Annotated in this window: 19 protein-coding genes; 2 read left to right on the forward strand and 17 right to left on the reverse strand. The window is 40.3% G+C overall.

Annotation, left to right across the window (positions count from 1 at the left end; all coding sequences use genetic code 11):
* Positions 1-56 precede the first annotated feature (56 nt).
* A complete protein-coding gene (locus tag IV512_RS08510) occupies positions 57-3431 on the forward strand; it encodes a VCBS repeat-containing protein (RefSeq protein WP_209402370.1) in 3375 nt (1124 codons plus the stop codon).
* Between the two features lie 199 nt (positions 3432-3630).
* Here IV512_RS08510 and IV512_RS08515 read toward each other — a convergent pair whose 3' ends face one another.
* Together IV512_RS08515 and IV512_RS08520 are read right to left on the reverse strand one after the other, a co-directional pair.
* Positions 3631-5529, reverse strand: coding sequence for a monovalent cation:proton antiporter-2 (CPA2) family protein (locus tag IV512_RS08515; RefSeq protein ID WP_209402372.1), 1899 nt, complete (start codon positions 5527-5529; stop codon positions 3631-3633).
* A 7-nt stretch (positions 5530-5536) separates the two neighbouring features.
* Complete coding sequence (locus tag IV512_RS08520) at positions 5537-6127, reverse strand: NAD(P)H-dependent oxidoreductase (protein WP_209402374.1); 591 nt, start codon at positions 6125-6127, stop codon at positions 5537-5539.
* Between the two features lie 230 nt (positions 6128-6357).
* Here IV512_RS08520 and IV512_RS08525 point away from each other — a divergent pair, with 230 nt between their 5' ends.
* Positions 6358-7713, forward strand: coding sequence for an undecaprenyl-phosphate glucose phosphotransferase (locus IV512_RS08525; RefSeq protein WP_209402376.1), 1356 nt, complete (start codon positions 6358-6360; stop codon positions 7711-7713).
* A gap of 76 nt (positions 7714-7789) precedes the next feature.
* On the opposite strand, the gene IV512_RS08530 is transcribed toward IV512_RS08525, so the two are convergent.
* From IV512_RS08530 to IV512_RS08600, 15 genes are all read right to left on the reverse strand, one after another.
* Complete coding sequence (locus tag IV512_RS08530) at positions 7790-10264, reverse strand: polysaccharide biosynthesis tyrosine autokinase (RefSeq protein ID WP_209402377.1); 2475 nt, start codon at positions 10262-10264, stop codon at positions 7790-7792.
* 422 nt (positions 10265-10686) lie between these two features.
* Positions 10687-11784 carry a glycosyltransferase family 4 protein gene (locus IV512_RS08535; protein WP_209402379.1) on the reverse strand — a complete coding sequence of 366 codons (1098 nt, stop codon included), beginning with the start codon at positions 11782-11784 and terminating at the stop codon, positions 10687-10689.
* A gap of 15 nt (positions 11785-11799) precedes the next feature.
* Positions 11800-12699 carry a glycosyltransferase gene (locus IV512_RS08540; RefSeq protein WP_209402381.1) on the reverse strand — a complete coding sequence of 300 codons (900 nt, stop codon included), beginning with the start codon at positions 12697-12699 and terminating at the stop codon, positions 11800-11802.
* Positions 12700-12713: 14 nt separating this feature from the next.
* A complete protein-coding gene (locus tag IV512_RS08545) occupies positions 12714-13568 on the reverse strand; it encodes a hypothetical protein (protein WP_209402383.1) in 855 nt (284 codons plus the stop codon).
* Positions 13559-14383 carry a glycosyltransferase family 2 protein gene (locus IV512_RS08550; RefSeq protein ID WP_209402385.1) on the reverse strand — a complete coding sequence of 275 codons (825 nt, stop codon included), beginning with the start codon at positions 14381-14383 and terminating at the stop codon, positions 13559-13561. The genes IV512_RS08545 and IV512_RS08550 overlap by 10 nt, the downstream gene beginning before the upstream one ends.
* Complete coding sequence (locus IV512_RS08555; protein ID WP_209402387.1) at positions 14384-14989, reverse strand: acyltransferase; 606 nt, start codon at positions 14987-14989, stop codon at positions 14384-14386.
* 11 nt (positions 14990-15000) lie between these two features.
* Complete coding sequence (locus IV512_RS08560) at positions 15001-16242, reverse strand: hypothetical protein (RefSeq protein ID WP_209402389.1); 1242 nt, start codon at positions 16240-16242, stop codon at positions 15001-15003.
* 30 nt (positions 16243-16272) lie between these two features.
* Positions 16273-16962, reverse strand: coding sequence for a CatB-related O-acetyltransferase (locus tag IV512_RS19865; RefSeq protein ID WP_245224703.1), 690 nt, complete (start codon positions 16960-16962; stop codon positions 16273-16275).
* A 5-nt stretch (positions 16963-16967) separates the two neighbouring features.
* A complete protein-coding gene (locus IV512_RS08570) occupies positions 16968-17942 on the reverse strand; it encodes a hypothetical protein (RefSeq protein WP_209402391.1) in 975 nt (324 codons plus the stop codon).
* 84 nt (positions 17943-18026) lie between these two features.
* Complete coding sequence (locus tag IV512_RS08575) at positions 18027-18980, reverse strand: glycosyltransferase family 2 protein (RefSeq protein WP_209402393.1); 954 nt, start codon at positions 18978-18980, stop codon at positions 18027-18029.
* A gap of 3 nt (positions 18981-18983) precedes the next feature.
* The gene (locus IV512_RS08580) at positions 18984-20084 is read right to left on the reverse strand and encodes a polysaccharide pyruvyl transferase family protein (protein ID WP_209402395.1); all 1101 of its coding nucleotides are present in this window, start codon (positions 20082-20084) and stop codon (positions 18984-18986) included.
* A gap of 206 nt (positions 20085-20290) precedes the next feature.
* A complete protein-coding gene (locus IV512_RS08585; protein ID WP_209402397.1) occupies positions 20291-21826 on the reverse strand; it encodes a hypothetical protein in 1536 nt (511 codons plus the stop codon).
* Between the two features lie 48 nt (positions 21827-21874).
* Positions 21875-22624, reverse strand: a complete 750-nt coding sequence (locus IV512_RS08590; protein ID WP_209402399.1) for a WecB/TagA/CpsF family glycosyltransferase — start codon at positions 22622-22624, stop codon at positions 21875-21877.
* 247 nt (positions 22625-22871) lie between these two features.
* Positions 22872-23351, reverse strand: coding sequence for a UpxY family transcription antiterminator (locus IV512_RS08595; RefSeq protein ID WP_245224704.1), 480 nt, complete (start codon positions 23349-23351; stop codon positions 22872-22874).
* Positions 23351-24700 carry an exopolysaccharide biosynthesis polyprenyl glycosylphosphotransferase gene (locus IV512_RS08600; RefSeq protein WP_209402401.1) on the reverse strand — a complete coding sequence of 450 codons (1350 nt, stop codon included), beginning with the start codon at positions 24698-24700 and terminating at the stop codon, positions 23351-23353. The genes IV512_RS08595 and IV512_RS08600 overlap by 1 nt, the downstream gene beginning before the upstream one ends.
* Positions 24701-25261 lie beyond the last annotated feature (561 nt).

The raw sequence follows: 25261 nt of genomic DNA on the forward strand, positions 1-25261 counted from the left end.
GCATTTCAGTATATTGAAATGCCCTTCTTAAATATCTAAAAACAACAAAAGTCAAAATGAATAAAGCTCCAGCACTTATTCTTGTAATTTGCACACTACTCTTCATGAGTTGTAAAAAAGAAGAGCCTAACACCTTGTTCGAGGCTTTGACCACAGACAAAACTGGAATTTCATTTACGAATACCATTGTCGAAACGGAAGAACTCAACGTAATGCAATACGAGTATATGTATAACGGTGGCGGTGTTTCCATTGGCGATTTTAATGGTGATGGTCTACCCGACCTCTATCTGACCGGCAATTCTGTCGAGAACAGACTCTATCTTAACAAGGGTGATTTTGAATTTGATGACATAACCGTAGCTGCAGGGGTTCAAGGAAGAAAAGGCTGGAAAACAGGAACAAGTGTTGCTGATATCAATGGTGATGGACTGCTCGATATTTATGTCTGCTATTCCGGTTTGGGATCTAATAGTGATCGAGCGAATCAACTTTTTATAAATCAAGGTAATGTTGAGAATGGTGTTCCGATATTCAAAGACGAGGCCAGCACCTATGGTCTTGATGCTGAAGGCAGCTATAGCACACAAGCTGCTTTTTTAGATTACGATCTTGATGGTGATCTAGACATGTTTCTTTTAAACCATTCCAAGACTTTTTATTCCCCGTTTTTTAACAGTACCAAATTGCGTAAAACCAGGCATCCGCTTTTTGGAAATTCCCTATATAAAAATGACAATGGACATTTTGAAAATGTAAGCGAAATTGCGGGTATACATGGTAGCGGTCTAAACTTCGGACTTGGTGTGGCCATCAGTGACTTCAATCAAGATGGCTGGCCCGACATTTATGTATCGAACGATTATGAAGAACAAGATTTTCTATATCTCAATAATAGTGACGGAAAGTTCCAAGACATAACCAAAAATTCATTCGGCCACATCTCAAAATTTTCAATGGGTAACGATGCGGCAGACCTCAACAATGACGGCAATATCGACCTAGTTACCCTCGATATGCTTCCGGAAGATAATTATAGACAAAAATTACTGAAAGGTCCCGATGAATTTGATCGATATCAGATAGCCGTAGATAGCGGCTACCACAAACAGCATATGCGTAATATGTTGCAGCTTGGTCAAGGCCTTTCGAATAAGCACATCCCAAAATTTGCAGAGGTAGGTCAGCTTTCGGGTATCTCTAATACCGATTGGAGCTGGGCACCCCTAATCGCCGATTTCGATAATGATGGTTATAAAGATCTATTTATCACCAATGGCTACCTCAGGGATTATACCAACAAAGATTTCATGAAGTTCGAAATGAACGAAGCTATCGCCAAAGTGCGGGCGAAGGGCGGGGAAATGTTTGACACCAAGGGCAAGAAAGAATATTCAAAGGCCATATACGAGCTGGTACAGAAAATGCCTTCTACAAAAATCCCCAACTACATGTACAAAAACACGGGGCAGCTTTTTGAAAATGTTTCAAGCATTTGGGGTATATCGGAACCAACCGTTTCAACTGGGGCAGCATATGCTGATTTTGATAATGATGGAGACCTTGATTTGGTCGTTAACAATACCAACCAACCCTTGTCGATTTATAAAAATCGCTCTGAGAAAAAGGGTCGAAATTTTATTCGTATTAAACTCAAAGGAGAAGATGGCAACACCCATGCTATCGGTGCAAAGGTTTGGGTATATACCGATTCGACAAATCAATTTTTAGAAAATTATAATGTTAGGGGGTACCAATCGTCCGTAGACCCTATACTTCAATTCGGTTTGGGCAAATCTGATAAGGCAGACTTGAAAATTCAATGGCCAAACGGAAATATCACTACTAAAGAAAATATTGCCATCAATGCTCTACATGAATTTCAACAAGCCAATTCGGCACCTAACTCAGAAAGCCAACTAGAATTAAAAAAAACAATCTTCGAGAACACTTCGGACCTAGGCCTAGATTTCGTTCACAATGAAAATGATTATATCGACTTTAAGGTTAACCGACTGGCCTTAAAACAGAGTTCAAGGTACGGGCCTAAAATGTCGATTTCGGACGTAAATAACGATGGCTTAGAAGATGTATTTATTGGTGGAGCCTTTGAACAAAATGATGCGCTGTTCTTGTCAAGACCTGATGGCACTTATAGGGTTTCTGAAAGTGATTGTTTTGGTGACGGCAAAGCCTTTGAATCTGCTGGTTCGGTTTTTTTCGATGCAGATTTAGATGGGGACATGGATCTTTATGTAGTCAGCGGCGGTGGCGAACCTCGACGAAGTAAGTCAGTACTTGCCGACAGATTATTTCTTAACAAGGGCAATGGAGATTTTGAAATAGCTAGTAAAGATGCATTACCTGAAGCCCATTCGAATGGTAGTGTGGTCGCAGCAGCGGATTACGACGATGATGGCGATATAGATCTGTTCGTGGGAGCCAGCAATGATCCCAGTGGTTATCCGATACCTGGCTTCGGCGGTATTTTAAGAAACGATACCGAGCGCGCTACGGGCAAGGTCAAATTCACTCTGGCTACAAACGAGGTAAACCCTGACCTTAGACAACCTGGTATTATCACCGCTGCCGTCTGGACCGATGTGGATAAAAATTCTCTGCCAGACCTGGTGATCGCTGGAGAATGGATGCCGATTCGAATATTTTTGAACAAGAATGGAAAGTTAGTCGAAAAAACAAAAGAATACGGGCTTTCCGAAAGTAATGGGATGTGGCAAAGTATAGAAAAAGCTGATATGGACGGGGACGGGGATATTGACCTGATAGTCGGTAATCTAGGTCTCAACACACCCTTCAAGGTCTCTAAAGACGAACCTCTTGAAGCCTATGTCGGTGACTTTAGAAATGATGGGGTTTTGACCCCGGTTATCAGTAATTATATTCAAGGTAAGCGATATCCAATAGCATCGTTGAATGAAATTCAAGACGCCTTTCCGCAATTAAAAAAGAAGTTTTTGTATCATAAACAGTATGCATCGGCAACATTGAAAGAAATTTTTTCAGAACAACAATTGGAAGAAGCAATGCATTTTAGTGTTTTCGAATTACGCAGTTTATATTTAGAGAACAAGGGAGGTCATTATCAAGTTCATAGGTTACCATTAAAGGCTCAATTTTCTTCGGTTCAAAGTGTTATTGCCAAAGATTTTACTGGTGACGAAAAAAAAGATCTTTTTTTGGCTGGCAATTTTTTTCCGTTTAAAGTGGAATATGGTCCTAGTGATGCTTCAAAGGGCTTATTATTGGAGGGCGATGGAAAAGGAAGTTTTAAAGAAATCGAAAATAATAAATCGGGCATCTGGCTAGAAGGTGATGTAAGAGATATTAAATTGATTAACCGTGACGACCATTTATTCATAATAGCGACGAAAAACAATGACAGCACTCAAGTAATAAAGTTTTTACCATAAATGATTCATCACGAAAGTAGAAAAACTACAGAACTCAATCTTTTCTAATGAAATAGTACTCCATAGTTTTTTTCTTTCTTACCAATTCATAGTTCTAAAAAAAAATCAAAAATAGACTTACTACATTTTAGAGATTTTACTGATCAGCGCCCAATTTTTGAAGATTTTTCCATTGAAATCTAAATGGAAATTTGAGATACTATGGTTTCTTCTTATGAAGCTTAGAGGCCAAGCGCATCTGTTCCGTATCCCAGTGGTTATCATTTTGATAAATGCCACGGTGCCAATCTTGTTCCATTACTTTTTCTTGCTGGGCAATTTCTTCTTTGGCCTTAAAGATATATTCCTTTTCATCTTTAGGTTTTTGCTCGGCCAACCTGCGCATACTGCGTTCATCCAATTTAATGAAATTCTGCGCCTGACGGTATAAAGTATACTTTCTAAAGCCCATTTTACTCAGCACATCGCTGGCAAGTTTTACCGAGGTATCTAAAGACTCTCTATAGATATGTTCGACCCCCATATTTAATAGGTCATAGGCCTCATACCTATTCTTTGTGCGTACCATAAGTTCTACCTTCGGGTACTTCTTTTTTACGATTCCCACCAATTTTTTAGTAGTATCGGGGTTATCCAATGCACTGATAAGAATATGGGCATCGGCAATTCCTGCAGCCTCTAAAAGGTCTATACGTGTTGCGTCTCCATAGTACACTTCAAAACCCATTTTACGAAGAAAATCTACTCGGTTCGAGTCAAAATCCAAAATGGTCGCCTCAATGCCGTGAGAACGCAAAAAACGACCTACGGTATTACCAAAGTGCCCGAAACCGACCAAGATTATTTTATGCTGTTTGGCAATATGGTCGATGGCCCTTTTTTCCGATTCTTTGGTTCCTATTCGGGGCAATATCAAACGTTCGTTCACCATCCCCAAAATGGGGGTCAGGGTCATGGTCAACGCTGTTACCACCAACATGGTGTCCATCTGCTCACCGCTAAGAATGTTCAACTGAAATGCAAAGGAAAGAAGTACGAAGGCAAATTCCCCAATTTGTGCCAGCCCTACCGAGAGCAGTAAGCGTTGGTCCATTTTCAACTTAAATAGGGCTCCTACCGCAAAAAGCACGATTGCTTTCAACAATATCACGGCTATTAAAAGCCCCCCGATACCCCATGGATTCTCTTTAATCACTATAAAGTTAATGGATGCCCCTACCGCCATAAAAAAGAGTCCTAACAACAAATCTTTAAAGGGTTCGAGCGTACTTTCCAGTTCGTGCTTGAACTCACTGGTCGCCAAAACCACGCCCCCTAAAAAGGCTCCCAATGCAGGGCTGAGGCCCACCAATTCCATCAACAATGAAATACCCAAAACAATCAGCAAGGCAGAGGCGGTCAACAGTTCTCTTACCCGGGTCATGGCCACCCTTCGCAACATCGGAACGAACAAGTACCTGCCGGCTACAACGATCAATACCACTGAAAGTATAATGGCCAAGGTCTGTAGGCCCAAAGGCAAGTTCTCCAAAAGATTGGCATGATCAGTAGATTCTGCGGTTTGAGAAGCAACTTCATTTTCATTGGAGAGCAGCGGAAGTATACCCAACATAAAAATGACGATAATATCTTGAAATAGAAGTATGGAAAAAGAAGAGGCCCCATAGGTAGTTTCAAACAAGCCTTTCTCTTTTAAGGTCTGTAAGGTAATTGCCGTTGAAGAAAGGGCTACGGCCATTGATACGGTTAAGGAAACCTTCCATTCAAAACCCATTAAATGGAACATTAAAAATGAGAGAAGCATACTGCCGATCACCTGTGCCCCGCCCATACCCAAAATGGTCTTTCGCATCTTCCAGAAATTCTTGGGTTCAATTTCGAGACCGATGAGAAAGAGCATCATGACCACACCAAATTCGGCGAAATGTAGAATATCTTGTCCCTCTTCCCCAATAAACTCTAAGAGATAGGGGCCGATAAGCACACCTGCCAACAAGTACCCCAGAACCGAACTTAGCCCCAGCCTTTTGGCCAAGGGTACACATAACAATGCTCCTGCAAGAAATACGATGGCTTCAAAAAGTATGCTTCCGGTCATAAGGTGTTTAGTTGAGTTCTAAAATATCGTTTAGCATGGCACAGTCTTTCATAGCTTGTGGCGAACAGTCTTGTTGTAAAAATTTAAGCATCTGTACATATTGCTCGCTTTTTTCCGTAAGCTGCTCGTCAGAAAGCTGATGGGTACCCATAACCGTAAAGGGGGGCAGGTATTGCATATGGCACAGTCGGGCCGTCTGCTCAAAAGGGCGTAAAAACTCGTTCACCGAATAGTGATTACTGCCCTCTGCGCAGTATAACGCCCGAGAACCCCCGGTAGTTATGACGTTTAAACACTTTTTGTGTTGTAGGGCCTGGCCCTTGGGGCCATAGGCCCAATTGTATTCGAGTACCAGGTCGATCCACTGCTTCATCAGCGGCGGACAGCTGTACCAGTACAACGGGTGGTGCCACACCAAGATATCGTGTTGGGCCAGCAGCTCTTTTTCAAAAGAAATATTGATGTGAAAATCGGGGTAGCTTTCGTAAAGATCGTGAAAGGTAACCCCTTCGAGCGTTTCTAGTTGCTGTACCAAATGCTTGTTGGTACGGCTCTGCTCAAATTTTGGATGGGCAAAAAGAATCAAGATGGAATTCATGCCATGAATTTAGGGTAAAATCACGAATCTATAATTTCTTTTATTTAGAACTATAAGGCCAACATGAATGCCAGTAAGAAAACGGAGTAAAAACTATTAAATTCAAGTTTCGATTAGAAGCATTACTCCTACGGATAAGTCCAAAAACAGAATGCATTACGTACATACCTATGGTTGATGAATACTGAACATTAGTTATAGTAGGCAGAAGCAAATTCCCCGAAAAATTAATGAAAACACTAAAGAATTCTGATTTGATCATACCAATATCTATATTGGTTCATCTCAGCATATTAAATGGTGTTTTGTTTGTATTAACACCAACTACCTACCTCAACCCCTATCACATACTGCACTATAATATTTCGTGGTTGTTGATTACCTACGGACTCAATTTCTACCCTACCGATAGAAATGAAATGTTCATCACCAACGTACACAAAATGCTACAGCTGTACCTTATCTATGCTCTGGCCTACTTTGCCTTGTTTGGCATCACAGGTAAAATATATGAGTCGCTGAGCTCTCAATTTTTGGTATACCTACTACTGTGTGCATCGCTTACCTTATACCGCATCATATTTTACGCACTTCGAAGAAATTATAGAAAATTGGGGGGCAATTCGGTAAAAGTGGTAGTCATCGGTCGTGACAAAAACCTGAAAAAGGTAAGGGCCTTGTTTGATGAACCCGACTTGGGCTATCGGTATATGGGCTATTTTGATGACAAAAAAACAAAGAGTAAAACCTATTTGGGCCCTGTACTTGACTGCTTTCTTTACTTACTCGAAAATGATATCGACGAAGTATACTGCACTGCTTCAAAGTTCAACCATAGAGAATTAAAGAACCTAATCGATTTTGCCGATAATAATCTCATTCGAATAAAAATAATACCGGATAACAAAGATATTTTCTCAAGATCAATGACCATAGAGAATTTTGGATCTGTACCTGTACTCAACCTTCGAAAGGTTCCTCTAGATACTGAATATGGTCGCGTTGTCAAACGTATTTTTGATCTTCTCTTCTCTTCGCTGGTTATAGTTTTGGTATTGTCATGGCTCACCCCGATCCTATACGTACTCATCAACTTTGAATCTCGGGGACCCTTATTTTTTAAACAAAAACGACATGGGTTTAAACGAAGAATATTTTGGTGCTACAAATTTAGATCGATGCATGTTTCGGACAATGCAAATTTAAAAATGGCCACCAAGAATGACCATAGAATTACGAAAGTCGGTAAGTTCATAAGAAAAACAAGCATTGATGAATTGCCTCAATTTATCAATGTTTTTTTAGGAGATATGAGCGTGGTGGGGCCACGGCCCCATATGGTGCTACATACTGAAGATTATGAAACCACCGTAAACAAGTATTTGGTCAGGCATTTCGTAAAACCGGGTATAACCGGTCTCGCTCAAATTAAGGGTTACAGAGGTGAAATAGTACAACTCGCCGATATTCTCAACCGTACAAAGTTGGATATTTTCTATGTAGAAAAATGGTCACTAAGGCTTGATATAAAGATTATCTTTCTTACCATATGTAATGCACTAAGAGGCGAAGAGAAAGCCTATTAGGCAAACCATATCAAGATGGAATCCATGCCCGAATTTAGGGTGAAATCATGAATGCCATTCTATGAAATTGTAAAGGCTAGTTCTTGAATTGATTGAAAATAGATTTGATTCGATCCGAAAAAGCCCCTAAAAATGTAGTATCACTTTGGGCTCCGTATTCATAACCATATTTATACCCGTAACCGGCATCGGCCATATTTACGTCGTTCAACAAGAAAATCGGATTAACTAATTTGCCTTCGGCCTCAGATTCTAATACAAACTCCATTATTTTCTTCTTCGACTTGCCGGCCCTTACCAAGTATAAGGTCAAATCGGCATGGCGACTGATCAAAAAGGTATCGGCCAAAATCATGGAGGGTGCCGTATCGACAATCACATAGTCATAGATTGCCTTCAGCTCCTCGAACATTGTAGCAATTTTTTCATTACGTAATAATTGAATCGGGTTGGGGGGTATGGGTCCCGATGGCAGCACCTTTAAAGACGAGTGTAACGTACTATCGTCGATATAATCAAATATAGATTTGTCATCATAGTTTAAAAAGGTACTTAAGCCCTGCTCGGCAATGCTTGTTTTGTCGTAGCGGTGCAATTGCGGGTTTCTTAGGTCAGCCCCGACCAACAATACTTTTTTACCCAATTCGGCTAAGGTCATCGCCATGTTAACCGCGGTAAAGGTCTTTCCTTCGCCTTGGGCGGAGGAGGTCACATAAATACATTTACCCGATTCCGGATTTTGCCCTTGAGAAATAATATAATTGAGGTTCGCACTGAGAATATTAAAGGATTCTGAAAGTACCGACCGCTCTTCAGCAGAAACCAAGGTCGGTTCTCCCGTCATAATGTGGGGCACCTCCCCTAAAATAGGAATTACCTCCGTACGATCCTTGATGTCATCACGCGTATTGATCTTATCATTTAAAATTCGCTTGCCCGTGATTATCAAGAAGGGCAACATAAAACCACTTAATAAGCCCATACCCAATACCATTTTGGTATTCGGCGAAACAGGGGCACCCAAGTTATAGGCCTCATCTACAATTTTGGCCTTGGGGGCCTTGGCCGCTAAGGAAAGGGAATTTTCTTCCCTTTTCTGTAAAAGGAACAAGTAGAGCGATTCTTTGATGTTCTGTTGGCGTTCAATACCCCTAAACTCCCGTTCTTGAGAAGGTTTTTCTGAGATTCGAGACCCTAATATACCGGCTTGACGGCGAATGTTATCTCGTGTAATACGCAAATTCGAACGGGTACTGACCAAACTTTGGCGAATATTGGCCTTGATTTCGCGCAGCTGGTTCGTCATGTTGACCACCAAGGGGTTGGTTTCCGTGGCCCCTTTTAGCAAGCGGTTGCGCTCCAATACCAATTGGTTGTATTCATCTACGAATAGGCCCAAAGACGATTCCCCTACTCCCATATTGGCTGGCAATAAATTGAGATCATCGTCATTCACATGATCCATCATGGCGTTGGCCACCTCCAATTGGGTGGAAATATCTTGTTGACGATTGTTGTAATCGCTAACATTTTGTACGATGATGGAAGATTCGGTCTGTATATCAGTCAATTTATTGACCGATTTAAATTCTTCCTTCCCACTTTCAACAGAATCTAATTCACTATTGATAATTTTTAAACGCTCATCAATAAAATAGGCCGTATTTCGGGCAATCAAATCTTTATCTTCAATGGCCTCTTGGTTGTACTCAAACACCAATTGATCCAAGACGTCCTTCGCCTTTTCGGCCTCTTGATTATTTATGGCCAAGCTTATCATGGTAGAATTATCATTAGCCAGAGCCGCTTGCAATTGGCTTCTTAAACCATTGGCTACGGCTGCTATTGGAAGTAACTTTACCCTAAAACTAGAATTCTCTTCTTCGTCGGCATTGCTTTTTTCTTTTATATCATCATTGGCTTCAATGATAAACTCGGCAAAGGGCAATTTGACCACTTCCCCTACCTGAAGTGTCTTTTTATAATCACCTTCCACTTGTTGTACGCTCACATTGTTATCCGATAAGGGGGTTACCTCCAGTACGTTTTGCTCTAACTCAATCGCCTCGCTGAGTTGCGCTTCGTCCAATCGAACCAAGCGCAATTTATAGGGCGTTTGTTTGTAGAGTTCTTTTACCGGAAAACTGTTACCTTCTATGCCCAAAATTTCACCTGGGGTATAATATATCAAGTTCAACCCTAAGGCCTTGACCGCATTGGTCATTAACCGGCGTGAACCCAATAAGCCTATTTCGTTTTCAATACTACTGGTACTCAAACCTTCCAGCATTCCTAAATCGGAATAACCATCAGTGGTTCTATTGGTAGTCTTCCCTTTCTCGTCTTCTATAATGATGGAAGCTACGGCCCGGTAAACGGGCTTGTTCACTTTTAAATAAATAAAGGCCGCAAACAATGCCAAACCTATACTCAATAGAAACCAAGGCCAATAACGCAAATAGGCCCACAGTAAATCGGCCACATTAATGGGCTTTTCTTCCAAAAGGTTATAATTGGGTCTTATAGGTTCCTTTGTTCTTTTATCGCTCATAATTTTAAATCGTAAACTACCGAATAGGTACCGTTGTTATAATATTTAAGGCTGCCTTTAACATCCTATGCGTGCATGATATAAGTGGTGATGGGGCACCAAATGGGTTTTAAAAGTGTAAACATAACTTTTTCGAATGAGCCCATGGTAATTGCTCATCAGATTTTAATTTTTTCTAATACTTTCCTATCAAAAAACACAAATTTCAACTAAGTTTCGAAGAATCTTTAACAATTTGACAAGAACTTAAAATAGTAAATATTCACCTATATAACTCTATTTTTCATAAAATAAATGGGGTCTACCATGTCACTAAGCTCTTTTGCAAAACTACAGTAATCCGGGGTATCTCTAGGTTGTATTGGACATTGGGAGTATTCTGGTCTGTTCGTATTGAATCGGTCAATCATATCTTAAAAGTTTTAAAATTTCTCGATAATTTCTACCAACCGTTTTTCAAATTTGTCTATGGTAAAGTTTTGGTCAAAGCGTTTTTTACCCGCATCTCCCATTTTTCTTCTTTTATCTGGGTTTTCTATCATCCATTTCATTCGGTCGGCTAATCCTTGAACTTCCTTCTGTGGCAGGCAAAAACCCGTTTCACCCTCGGTAATCACCGATGGTATAGCCCCATTATCGGTAGAAATACAAGGTAGCCCGTAAGCCATGGCTTCCAACAAAACCAAGGGCAAGCATTCTTGTTGATAGAATGTTGGAAAGATAAAAACATCTGAATTTTGAAAAAAAACTACTTTTTGATCGCCATATTTTGGGCCATGGGACGAAACTTCTTGTTCAAGCCCGTAAGAGCGCACCTTAGTTTTAAAATCCTTTTCCGAAACATCTTTGTATTGGCCTACAAAATCACATTTAAAAGACAGGTTTTGCTCTTTAATTATTTGACAAGCCTGTAAAAGAATATAAACCCCTTTTTCTTCTATCATATTGGACAAAAAAAGAAAGTGAGTGATTGAATTAGTTTTAACTATACTTGCCTTACTTTCTTTTGCAGGAACACCATTAGGCAAAAAATAAACATCTTTTTTGTTGATAAAAGGTACTTTTTCAGCATAAAGCTCCTTCCCTAAAAGGATAATCTTTACATCTTTAAAAAAAGATTTAAGCAAATGTTGATTATACTTTTTATCTAACCAATCTCGCTGTGCCTTATTATGAAAATGCAATAAGACCTTCACTCCCGTTAATTTAATACTCTTTACCAACAGGTAATCTCTATAAAAAGCAATACCCGAAGAACTGGGCGTTAAATAACACACAGCCGGCTGAAAACTTCTTATTAATTTTAGTACTGTAAATAGTTGTAGTAACATATTCCAGAACTTTTTGAAGCTTAATCGACCTATTTCCTTTAAATCTGAGGAAGCGGAAAGATTAACAAACCTAGCATCAAAACTATTGTTTACCAACTCACTATCATGTATGTATTTGCCCATGACAGATGCCCCATGAACGGGTGGTGGTATATGCAAAACGAATAGAACTTTTTTAATAGGTTTCATAAGGGGGAATAGTTTCTAAATACCTAGCGTGTACCTGATTCTGGAATAAATACGAATTGGAATACTGTGGTATTTATAACAAGCTTGTTCAATTTGCGTATTTACTTTAATATTTTTTTCAAATTTAAATTGCCGTTGTTCACCCTCACTCATCTGAGTTTTAAAGCGGGAAAAGGTGTATTTGGTATTGGTACCCTCAACATTAAAGCCTTCATTTTCCACAAAGGATTCAAAAGGCATAAGGGAATATTTCTTCTGTTTAAATTGTGAATAGCAAAAACGTATCGCCCAGGTATTGCCACCGCCTTCCACCACACTTTTGAGCATGCGGAACATATCACTGCCATTGTAATTAAAAGCCTTAACGGCTTTTTTATCGGCCTTAAAAGCTTCCCAATCCTTTACCTCCCAATCGACCGTTTTCCATTGGTGCTGCCATGTAGCCCAACCCCAAGAAGAGGATCGGCCATAGAGATAAAAGTCCGAAGAATAGTCCTTGGGTCTTTTTATTTCAAGACCATACCCACAGATAGAAATAATACGATTATGGTCTTGATAAAAGTCCAAGGCCTGATTCATATAATCTAGAAAATTGGGGGTGGTATAAAGGTCATCTTCCAACACAATCACCCTCCCGTAAGTTTTAACTGTTTGACTTACCCCTTCTATAATTGAAGTTCCCAAACCTTTATTTTGCGGAGCTTCCACTATGGTTACGGACTTAAACCCTTGAACACTTTGTATGTATTGGCGTACGGCGGTCACCTTCTTTTTGGCAGCTTCGTTCTTAGGGCCATCGGAAAAAATAATCAAGTCGCTTTCCGAAGCCAAATAATTCTTTTGCAAGGCCTTAACCGTTTCTTGGGTCACTTTTAAACGATTATAAACGAATAAACAGATAGGTGCTAGCGTCATATCATTCTCTTATGTTACTTTCTACGCTGGTATTTGTCTCGTAATTGCAGATACGTACCTATCAATACTTTCTTAAAACCGATCATTTTGATAGAAAACCAAACGGGTTGCTGTGTTCGTTGGCTTAATTCTTTTAATCTATCATCCGACAGATTAATCACTTTCGGTAAAGCCCGCTTTAAAAAAGGTATCCCATGATGACCGGTCTTAAATTCAATGACCTGAAGGGTATTTAAGTCGCTAACATGTTCCCTTTGCGTAATATCCCAAGGCGAAGCATTTGAATAAAAGTAATAGATGTTTGATTCGGGGTTTATCAGTGGTTTAATATCGTATTGCTTGGCCAAAGCCGTATCCTTATTCCTAAAAAGAATGGGGTCGGTGCTAGGTTTGCTAGTCTTCAAAAGGGAATGTACTTCAAATTGGCCGTTAAACGACACTATTTTTTTGGCCCCCAGCAAAGAACCGAACAGCACGGCCGCAAAGCCTCCAGAAGAACTACCTAACGCAACTATATGACAGCCCTGGGTCTCTTTTCTTAAGAAAGAAGCCACTTTTTCGATGGAATCCAGTTCTTTGTTGATCCCTTTTAAATACCATTGTTTAAAGACATCCCGGATAAAAATATGTTTATAGGCGTTTTTAATACGAGTGCCGTACCATTCAAAGGCATCCTTCTCTACAATCCGTTGTTTAAAAACGAGCTCCTCATTGGGGTAGTAAATATCGTTGCTACTAAAATAGATGGCCACCGTAGAACGCTCCGAAGCATGTTTATCGAATACAATCTTATAATTGTCTCGGTGTTGATACACTTCCTGAACAATTTCCGAATCTACCTGAAATACATAGGGGGTCTTTACATCCATAATTGGGGAAACAATACGCGCAAATGAATGCTTATATAATGTTTTAGGGCCGTTAGCATTCCAAAATGCCGGTTTTCATACTTGAAAAAATATGTAGGGTGGGCATTTCCCAGTGGGGAATACAAGGCCTTGATACGTTCTTTTAAAGGTGTGCTGGCATAGCACCATTTGGGTAATTGGGGATTGTTTTCGCAAGTACCGACATATTTTTTGGTAGAATAACAGGGAAAACCTTTTTTTTGCACCCGCAAGCCGTAGTCGAAATCGCCAATGGCGTGGGGAAAAACGGGATCCAATTGCCCCGCCTCTTTGTAAATTGCCTGAGGCACCAAAACCACATTGCCGTTTACCCGATCTACCAACTGCATTTCTCCGTTAGGATCGAGTAACATATTTTTAAACCGGCCGCCATAGGTCGTTTTTTGGGCATCATTTTCCGAACATAAGAAGCCACAAATTAAGGCTTTATCCTCCTTTTCTTGGGAACACTTCAACAAATGGGTCAAAGTATCGGGGTAGACAAAGGTATCATCATTGAGCCAAAGGTAAAAGTCATAATTCTTGGTTTGGGCGGCGGTTTCCCAGGCCAGGTGCATGCCACGGTTCCAAAACAGGTTGCCTGGGCTTTTAATAATGGTAACCTGGGGAAAGGCAGCGGCCACGGCCTCCGGGGTCCCGTCGGTACAACCGTCGTCTACCAAAAACACCTCCAAACCTACATTTTCCTGTAGCTGTTGGACATACAAGTTTTGTAGCGCATTTAGGGTTTTCTCTTTACGATTAAAGACCGTTAAGAGTACTGCAATACTAATCATCTAAATTTCCTTAATAAATTTAGCGGGGTTTCCCGCCCAAATTTGGTTGTCAGGGATGGATTTGGTGACCACGGAACCAGCCCCCACCACGGAATTTTCACCTATGGTCACCCCCTTTAAAATAATGGAAAAGGCCCCGATAAACGCGTGGTCCTTAATGACTACGGGTGCTTTTACCTTATGTTTAAGGTCTTCTTTACTCGCTCTAATTTTAGGGTCCAAGGAATGGAAATCGGTATCATATATCTTGACACCTCCCCCTATTTTTACGTGGTTGCCTATAGTTATACTTTGATGGCAGATTAAAGCCGATTGGGACATGCCTACCTGTTCCCCGATATGTAATACAGCTCCTTTATCCACAAAAAAGGTACATTTATCATAACAACCTATGGGGTTACCTTTGATGCCGTTATTCATAGAAAAATCATTGGCTAAAGACATTTTACCCCCACGGGCTACCATGATATACGGAACTCCATTAGTAGAGAAATTGGAAAAACTGACATTGTTCCCTTTAAGGATGATAAAAGTCACAATCTTATTCCCTAAGCTCTGAACCGATAATATAATTTTTCGAATTGCCTTATAAATAGTTCCTACCATCTACCGTTTTTTTAACGAAGTGCTAATTTACGTTGCCATAAAATACCCCTTACCCAAGCCCTAAATTCGATATTACTCATCCCCCTAAAAGTAGTAGAATAGCACATCCCGATCATAATCCAAATCAATAAGTAATTCAAATCAAAACTACTAAAATCCTCCACCCAGGCATAGACCCAACGAAAGGCCACAAAGACCCCCAAGACCCGCATGTATTTGTTGTTGGAATGCACAATGGCCTTATAGGAGGCCATATAAAAAATACCAAAGTAGACCAAGACCCCAAAGATGCCGTAATAAGTAAAGATGTTTAGAATGGAAACTTCAGATGAAGGCCTTTCACCCCGACCATACATGTCCACCTCACTAAACAATGCGGATTCATGCCCTCGGGCCAAGGAGTGCCCTTGCCATATATAATTGTGTTTTAGGGCACTTGCTATATTTTCGAAGTATATTTCGGTTCTCGTATCTGCCGTCAATAAACCTTTCTTCGTCTTACCCTCAGCCACAGTCACATTAACATCTGAAAGGCCCGAGGCGTATTTGTCCAATTTAAAAACATTAAAAACCCCTGTCATGCCCAAAATTAAAAGTACGAAAGGGAGGACCATAAGACATCTATGTACTACCCGCAATAGCTCTTTAAAACGGTACACCTCGGTATAAACGCTTAGCCCCAATACCAAGGCCACAGAATACTTGATTAATGCGGAACGGGATGTTAAAGAACTAAGTACTAAAACCGCAACCAATAGCACAACCAGAAAAGCTTTTTGACCATCTGGCAAAGCACTTAAAAACAGCAGCATAAACATCAACGGCACCCAATACATACCTACGGCATGGGCGTTCATTAAAGGCAATAATAAAAAAAAGCCTAGGGTGGCATAGCGGAACCATACATGTAAGGTCTTTCGCAGTAGGAGGGGGGACGAAAATATAAGTATAGTAAGAGGCAGGGAAAATATAAATATATTGCGAACCAATACCTTATAGTCCCAATAGCCCTGCGCCATAAATAGGCCGTGAATAGCCTGTAGAAATGTCATTCCCAGAAAAACCTGAATCAAGAGCGGTAGGGAATTTTCGGTAAAAAAGTACTTTTTATACCGCATTACCATCCATAAAAAAAAAGCAAAGATGGACCACCAAATAATGTTTAAACGCGTAGTATCCAACTGCAAGCTCATCAAAATGGAAGGGATGGAAGCTATGAGCATCAAATATGGGATGACATCGCTTATTTTCATAAAGATTTTTTCAAATTCAACACATTAGAATTAAACTTCTGGAACTTTATATGGTACATCTAGGCCTTCCATACTTTTTAAAGCTGCTCCGGGTGCCTGCTCCCACCATTTGGAACGTAAAAGTGCATCTCTTTTTCCCTCTTTAAAACGGTATTTGATGATTTTGGCCGGTACTCCGCCTACAATGGCGTAGGGCGGTACATTTTTGGTCACCACTGCGGCCGAGGCCACTATGGCCCCCGTACCTACGGTTACCCCATCCATAATAATAGCCCGGGCCCCTACCCAGACATCATGGCCAATTTTTATGGGTGCATATTCCTTAAAGTCCAAATCTTGCTCTACCAAAGAAATATTAAACGTATTATTTTTTCTATAGAACAAAGGCGATGTACCTACCAGATTAATAGGGTGTTGGCCCAAACCCATATTTACTTCGTGCGCGATGGAACAATAATTACCTAAGCTTACATTTTGTATTAGGGAGTTTTTACCTATATAACTGTAACTACCGATACTACTATGATTGATTACACAACCGCTCAGAAGATGAGCCCTTTCACCGATAGCAACATCAGGCGTAAAGGTAACCCCTTTATCTATGATTGCTTTGGGGAAACGTTTACGGTTTTCAATATCTCTGGCATGCCTATTTATAAAATCCATAAGGCCCTCCCAAATTCCGAAAGGAATATATATTATTCTTTTTAAATACCTCATGCTGCTTACCAATAACAGGCCCCTTCAACTTGTTCAGCAGTTTTGGGTTTTTCCATTTCCCCGGGCCGTACCCAATGCTCATTCATCAAAGCCGGGTAAAAGCCTTCAGGAATACCCCATTGGGGTACTCCGTACTGTGGGTCTTCCCATCTTTTTCCTTTAATTCCAAAGAGCAATTGTAACGCTCCCCCTATATGTACGGCCTTTTTGCCCTGACGGTTTACATGGGCTGCCAAAGGAAAGCCATAAGCCCCACAGCCAATTAAACAAACATCATAGTCTTGTTTGTCAATCTCGTCTTTCATCCACTGTAAGGCCTCGAACCAATCAGAAAAGGCATCGTTGCCTTGCCCCAAGGTCTGCACCGCCTTTATCAAAGCTAAAGAAGCAAATTCAGGCAATATATCAGGATGCGCAAACAATTTCTCCCGTTTCCTATATTGTTTGGCAATGGTCTCCGTAAAGGGGTGTACCACCAATACTTTTTTACCTTTTAAGGCCCTTGTCCACGGTTGGGAAGCGTAAAACGGTTCCAACAAGCGCAAATGTACCAATTGGGCCTTCATTTGATCGACTACATACTGTTCATTGGCCACCCAACTGCCCAAAATATCCACTTGCTTCATATCTTGCAACATCAGTTCGCAGAATTGGGCAATCTTTTCCTCCGTAGGCGGAAAAAAACCGCTCCAATCTTGCATTTGCTGCATACGGTTATCCTCGTACCACCAAGGTTGGGTCTTTCCCTGCAAAAACCTCAACAGGTTTTTGTCCCCGTTTTTCACCCCCAAGTGATTCACCAACATACTAAGTTCGGTACTCCCAAAACGGGCAATCATACAAGGAGCATGAGCATTTAAAAGCTGCTCGATGCCGCGAGCGGCCTTCTCAGGGTCTTGTTCGCTTTTGGGCAACTCCATTGTGGACGACCCAAATACTTGCCCATATATTTTTCTAACTCCCTTATAAAAAAGTGACATATCTTTTTGTATTTGCGTTCATAAAAGCAATAGGAATCGGATTTTTTAAAATTTCCATTTATTATAGGCCTGTTTCAACCTATTTCATTCTCCTAAATAGGGGTAGCCTCGTAATCGCCATCGTATCTTAGTCACATAGATGTATAGTATCCCTATTATTCTTAAGGCTTTGTTGGTGTACAATCTCCATTCAAAAGCAGGAAATTTTTGGATGAGATCATCGTTTAATCCCGATTGTAATCGTTTTATAATACTATAATCCCTTTTCTTAAGATAACCCAATAGCATGTGCCTTAATTCGTACCTTAAAAACACCAGATAGGTCTGGTTGGGATTGTGGGCCTGCTGCCAATGGCCATGTACATGGTTGAACCTATTTATTACGTGGGGCAATACTTTTACCATGGAGGTTTGGGTGGCCTGCCCGGCAATATCGCCTACATAGGTGGTTAAAAGGTACCCTATGTATACCACGGGTGTGGCCAAGGCCACCGAAAAAAAACAGGCATAATCTTGATTGCGTTTCATACCTACTGGAAAACCGCCCGATCTGAAAAACTCCTGCTTCCTTACCACGGTGGCACTGGTATGTACAAAAACATGGGGGTTTTCAAAAAAATCGACCTTTCCTATGGTACCACTATATTTTTTTGCCAATCTCCGCATGGTTTCCTTGGCGCTGGTAACCACACCGCCCGTACAGAACATCCCGACCTCAGAAAAGTTGCCAATGGCTTCCCGTACCTTTTCCAAATAAGTGGGCACCCACTCGTCATCCCCATCCAAAAAAGCGATATAATCATACTTGCTTTCTTCTACCCCCCTGTTACGGGCCACACTTACCCCTTTGTTTTCCTGTTCTACAATCCTTATTCGCGGATCGTTGGAAAACTCTTGGATCACCGTTACCCCCTTATCCGTGGAGCCATCGTTTACTACCACCACTTCAAAATTGGTATAAGTTTGATTCAATACCGTTTGCAAGGTACGGGATATGGTATGGGCCTTATTGTATAATGGGATAACTACAGAAAACATGTTTTAATTTAAGCTAAGGTTTAAAAATTGAACACCCTTGGCCCTTTCCTGTTCCAAGGCCTTATCCACCATCTCCCAATCAATGGTGGTATTTATTATGTTTTTAACTATTTCTTTATCAAAATTCATGACAATACGGTCCATTAAGCCTACTGCACTCAACAAGGAGATTATGCGCTCATTTTTATACGGGGTAACCACTATAAAGGGTTTATGGAGTATTAAGGAAAATACCACCGCATGAAAGGAACAGCAAATCATGAACTTACTGTAATAGACATATTGCAACCACTCTTTGGGGGTTACGATGATATTTTGGGCATTGGCCAAACGTACACAGGTATCCGGATTTCTCAAATTGATTAAATCAAGCTCTTTTTCGGAAGCCACCAATTCGACAACGTCACGGAGACTTTGATCAAACCTTGCCGGCACCAAAATATAAGAAGCGATGTATTCTTTACTCCACTTTTCATCATCGCTCAGTATAAAGGGCAAATAAGACTCCTTGGACAATAAAAAAGTAGGGTCCGGTACTTGGTGAACCTGTTTTTCTTCTTTGAACAAACCCTGAATGTAGTTGGCGGCCTTTATTTCTCGAAGGCTTACAAAATCGAAGGGTTTTACCAAGTCGTAAATTTCTTTGTCCATGCTCTGGGGTACATTGCACTGCCCCATACTGGCCGCATAGGATATTCTTTTGGTAGCTGGGGCTCCAAAATCCAAATAAAAAACGCGATTTACCGTGTTGCGGGAAGAGACATTCCATATCTGATCGCTTCCAGCAATGTATACATCATATTTGGGCGGATCTTGCTGTAATTCCCTCAAACTATAGTAGGAGGTATCCCCCCGTTGAATTAAATCCCCAAAATCTCCCATTCTGCGATATCTAGCCTCATTGATCATATCCATCCACTTATACCACATTACCTTTGGGTTTTTAGCGATAAACGAACGAACCGTTTGCTTTTTCTCTCTACGGAAATCTATAAACTCCACTTCATGGCCAATACTTTGCAAATATGTTTGTAAAGCAAAGGCTTGTAACATTGCACCATTATTTAAGGCGTCTTGGGTGGTCATTATCCCTATTCTAGCCATATACTTTTAGTTTCTTTCTTATTCAATTATCTAAACTGATTCATAACTGTATAATGTGAGTCTCTGTCTCTGATAAACCAATTTTAATTTTGGGTCGATTTTTTTCATTCTTACTTTCCAGGCTCCGTAGCTGGTTATACTTTTTCATTTAAAAATCACTTATCTAGAACCGGCTTTTAAGTTTAAATTTCGATAATTCAAATTATTTATCGACGAGGTAATTTCTGCGATACACTTTCAACCAAAGTAGTAACAATTGCTTTTTCTTTTGTGTTAAGGTTGAAAAAATAAAATAAAAGGCAAAAAGAAATTGTATAAGTCAACCCTATAGACACCAATCTCACCACTCCAAAATCCATTCTATAATAAAGAAATACCGGAATAAGAGCAGCTAGAGCGACTATACCAATTTCTTTCATGATTACATCAAGTAAAAATTGCTTTACTGGTAAACCACATAATTTATTCGCAAAATATACCGATATCACAAAACACCTATTGCTAACGTGAACAATATATATTATATATAATAAGTAAGGCTCGTAGCCATAATAGAAAAAAGCATAGGTAGCGACTAATGGTATTATGGCTAACAAGGAAATGATAATCTGATATTGTTTGATATTTCCAGTGGCTGCAATAGAAGTGGATAACGTAATCACCATTTGCTCTATTAAGGTTTTAATGAGTAGCAACCTACAAAATATAATAGCATAATCAGGCACATCCTTTAACCAAATCTTTAATATATAAGGCATTTCAATAATGACTGGAACTGCAAAAAAAGCCAACAAAGCAAAAGAAAACTTACTCCCAGTAATTGCAAGGTTGATCATTTCCAACTGATTTCCACTACCCTCTTTTTTTACAATCACCGGATTTAAAGCCATCAGCATATTACTAGAAAAAACCATGAGCATACCATTTACCTGATTGGCGATACCATGGGCTGCGTTTACTATAGTACCGAAAAAGAAATTTAAAACTACCCCCTGCCCATAAAAAGAAATCATACTGATGGTCGTACCTAAAAAACTCCACCCTGCAAAATTGCTCATTTCTTTCATCAAATCCTTTTCGAAATATTTTCTTGGGGCGATTACACATTCCTCGTACTTTTTATGACAGTAGACCTGCATAATCGTACGGATCACAAAGGGTATTACCGCCATAAGAATACCGTACAACACCAATTTATCTCCGGCATATTTTACTATAATCAAAGCCACGGACAGTTTTAGAAGCGACTCCACCACCCCAACAATGCTGTAATACAGCATGTTTTCATGGGCGTTCAACACCGCTTCGTAGGGTACGCTCAGAACGGTAAAGGCCGTACTTAAAATCAAAGCCCCATAAATAACCTTGGCCGCGAACACTCGATCAGGCGGAATGTTCAGAATACCATTAAAAAAGAAGTAGCCCGCAATCAACAATACCACTATCAATAATATAGCAATGCCAAAATGCAGTACGGTACTGACGTTAAAAATATATTTCTGTTTTTCCGTATCGCCCTTGCCCTCGTAAAAGGACATAAAACGCTGGGTGGCACTCGACATGGCCGCATGTAAAAAACCCAACATGGCTATGGCCCCACCGACCACATTGAAAATACCAAAATCGGAAGCCCCCAACGCATTTAATACCAAACGGGTCGTATAAAGGCTGATAAACATCGTTATCGCCATCTTGGCATAGAGAAAACCAGTATTTTTAATGACCCTTTGGGCTGTAGACATTTATTTCTATTTTGCTTGCTCTACCGCAGCGATTTAATCAACAACAACTTAAGCAGGTTGATTTCTTTTTGGTTTTGACGTTCTATAATTTATCAAACGATAGCCGAAAACAGCCCCGTAATAAATATATCGCTTCCACATACGCTTGGGCTCCTTGAGCAAGCGACCGAGCCATTCCAATCCCATTTTTTGCCATACCTTACTTGGCCGTTCTACGGTACCGGCATAAAAATCGAATACGGCACCAATGGAACAAACGATCCCCCGATCGATCAATTGCTGGTTATCGTATACCCACTTTTCTTGTTTCGGGGCAGTCATGCCCACAAAGACCACATCTGGGCCAAAGCCATTGATGGCATTCACGATTTCGACATTCTCGGCAGGGCTGAACGCTGTTTTATAGGGAGGCGAATAGGTACCCACTTTCACATTGGGGTAGTCGTTGGCAACTCGCTTCTTTATTTTTTCCAACACCTGTACAGAAGACCCCATATAAAAACAACGGCCTTGGGTATGTTGTAAATAACCCAATAAATGTTCGTGCAAATCGGCCCCGGCAATCTTCGTTAATTTTTCACCTTTTAGCCATTTGGCGGCCCATACGATACCTACCCCATCGGGCAACAAAATATCGGAAGCCCTAAGCGCTTTTTTAAAAGCCCCATCTTCTTCGGCGATGCAATAAGAATATTGGTTGATGGTATTGACAATCAACTTTTGCGCAGACCAATCTACCTTATTCAGGTTTCCGCTGAACACTTCATAGCCCATTACATTTGTCTCATCTATTGCCATCTACACTTTTAAAAACATTATTTGTTATCGTAAACGCTATCTATTTTGTCTTTTTTTGATTCAGACGGGGTACGGCTCCGCCGTTGCCTGTCACAAAAGACACACAAACGGCAGGGCAATCTAACTACGGTTTAAACCCCGATTCAGACCAAAAAAAATCGGAAACTTTCCTGAAAAAGAAAATTTCCGTACGCTATCTATTATTAAAACACTGTGGCGATGCCGGTTACATTTTTCACTTCCTTTCTCATACAACATCTTTCAGTTTGGCATTAACAACAATACCCAAATCTTCCAAAACCAACGAAACCCTTGTACGACCCAAATGGCGTACTATGGCATCTTGATCTTTCCATAGCCCCTTGCGAATGGTCGTATGGGCTCCCGGTTGCAACCTAGAACATGCAATGGCATCGACCGTATCATTCTCCATCCAATCTTTGAGCACCCTAATCTCTTCATCACGTACCTTGGCCGGTTTTCCCAACCAAAACAGATACCTCACCACCCCGGGTACCGAAAAAGCGATAGTTCTTTCTTGTTCTTCACACCTGATAAACACATACGATCTGATCAATGGGGTCTCTATCGTTTTTTTACGGTCGCTCCATATTCGCACCTGCTTTAACAGTGGGCAATACACTTCCATTTTTAAGTTCTTCAACTTCTCGGCCACTTTTTTTTCATAGCCCGGTCTTACCTGTAATACATACCATTGTTCCATCATCAATAGGCTTTAGCTTCCCCCGTAAAAACATTATAAATAGTACTATAAATAATTCGCAAATCTAAGGAGAGGGTCCATTTCTCGATATAGAGTACATCAAGCCGAATACGGTTAAGTATATCACTCTTCTTTTCTACTTCGCCCCTATAGCCCCTTATCTGTGCCAAACCGGTAATACCCGGCTTTACAAAATGCCGTACCAAGTACTTGTCAACCGATGCCTGATAGCCTTCGGTATGAAGTTCCATATGCGGTCGCGGCCCGACTACGCTCATTTCACCCAAGAACACATTGATGAACTGAGGCAATTCGTCGATACTTGTTTTTCTGATGAACTTACCTATTTTGGTAATTCGCATATCATTTTTGGTCGCCATCTTAGAATCGGATTCCGAATTTTTGGCCATCGACCTGAACTTATAGCACCAAAACACCCTTTTTTTAAAACCGTGCCTCTTCTGCTTAAAAAACAATGGGCCAGGTGATTCTGCTTTGATAAGCACGAACATCAAGGGCACCAACCAAGAGAGTACACCTACGATAACGATTGAAGAAAAGACCAGATCGAACATACGTTTTACGATTCGGGCATAATCCATATCCAAAGGTACCCTACGAAGGTTCAATACAGGGATCGCATCGAACATCTCGAGGCTCATCGCCCTGGTGAACACGTCTTTATTGTCAGGTATAATTTTAAGTTTGATCAAATTGTTATCGGCAAAATTGATCAATTTTTGAAGTTCATCTTGCGAGAATTTAGAAGCCAGACAATACACCTCATCAATCTGATTTTTAATAATATAGTCGTAGCAGTTTGAAATTTCACCCAAATAGGTCGGGCTATTCGAGGGGCTGTCATCAAAAAAGCCCTTATAGCGATACCCCAAATACGGGTCATCGAAAACCCTTCTTATCTTTTTTAGGTTTTTATCTCGACCAATGGCCAGTACATTAACAAAGTTGCCCCCCCTGAAACGGTATCTTCTAATCGACCAATAAAAGAGTATGCGGTAGATGGTCAAAAGCAAGAAAATAACAAGCAATATCTTTATATGAAATATCACCGAAACCTTGGTCGCACCCAAACCGAAAATGGCAAAATAACTTAGCCCGAACAGCGTATAGAGGTTCAACATCTTATGAATGTTGGTGAAAAAATTCTCTTTTCTTTTGGTAGGGTAGAAATTGAGCGCATTGGTTATCAACAACCAAGAAAAATTGTAGTACAAGGCGTTGAGCCCCTGCAGATAAGTTTCTGGGGTCAATAGCAGCAAGGTGCCATTCACAATCATCAAGTGTATGGCTATTGCTATCGGTATTATTAAAGACGACCCTTTTAACCTCATTACATACATTTTAAGCTGCTCGTACAGCATTAAAAAAAGCCACCTGCGTAGCTCTCTTTCGCAAAGCACCTGAGGAGGGGGAAACTAGGTGCAACATTAATTTCAATCAGTTCTTTGTTTTTCTCTATTGCCTATCGTCGGCTTTCAAATTCAAACCCATAATTCCGTCGAAAAAACTGTCGCTCATAAAGATGCCGACTTTAAAAATCTTCATCTTATAGCGAGCCAAATTTAGCATAATTAAAGTTGACAAACCGAATGCCCATCGGCACATAAATAACTAGAAATTTGAATGTTGAATAAAACATAATTTCACCCCTTAAAGCGATAAGAATATGTTAAACAAAAGGCCTATTATTTCGAAATAATGACGAAAATCAGGAATGGACACTCCTAAAAATTAACTTTTTATTAACAAATGATTTTTCTCTCCGATTTTGAAAAATCAAGTGATTTTCAAGTTTTTTCGTCAAAAAATGCAGATTTATGCGATTTAATTAAATTAATCATAATTTTTGGGCAATTGCGCAATTTCAAGTTCTGTAATTTATCAAATCGGTG

The sequence above is a fragment of the Pseudozobellia sp. WGM2 genome (genome assembly GCF_017810075.1).
Classification (GTDB): Bacteria; Bacteroidota; Bacteroidia; order Flavobacteriales; family Flavobacteriaceae; genus JADNYK01.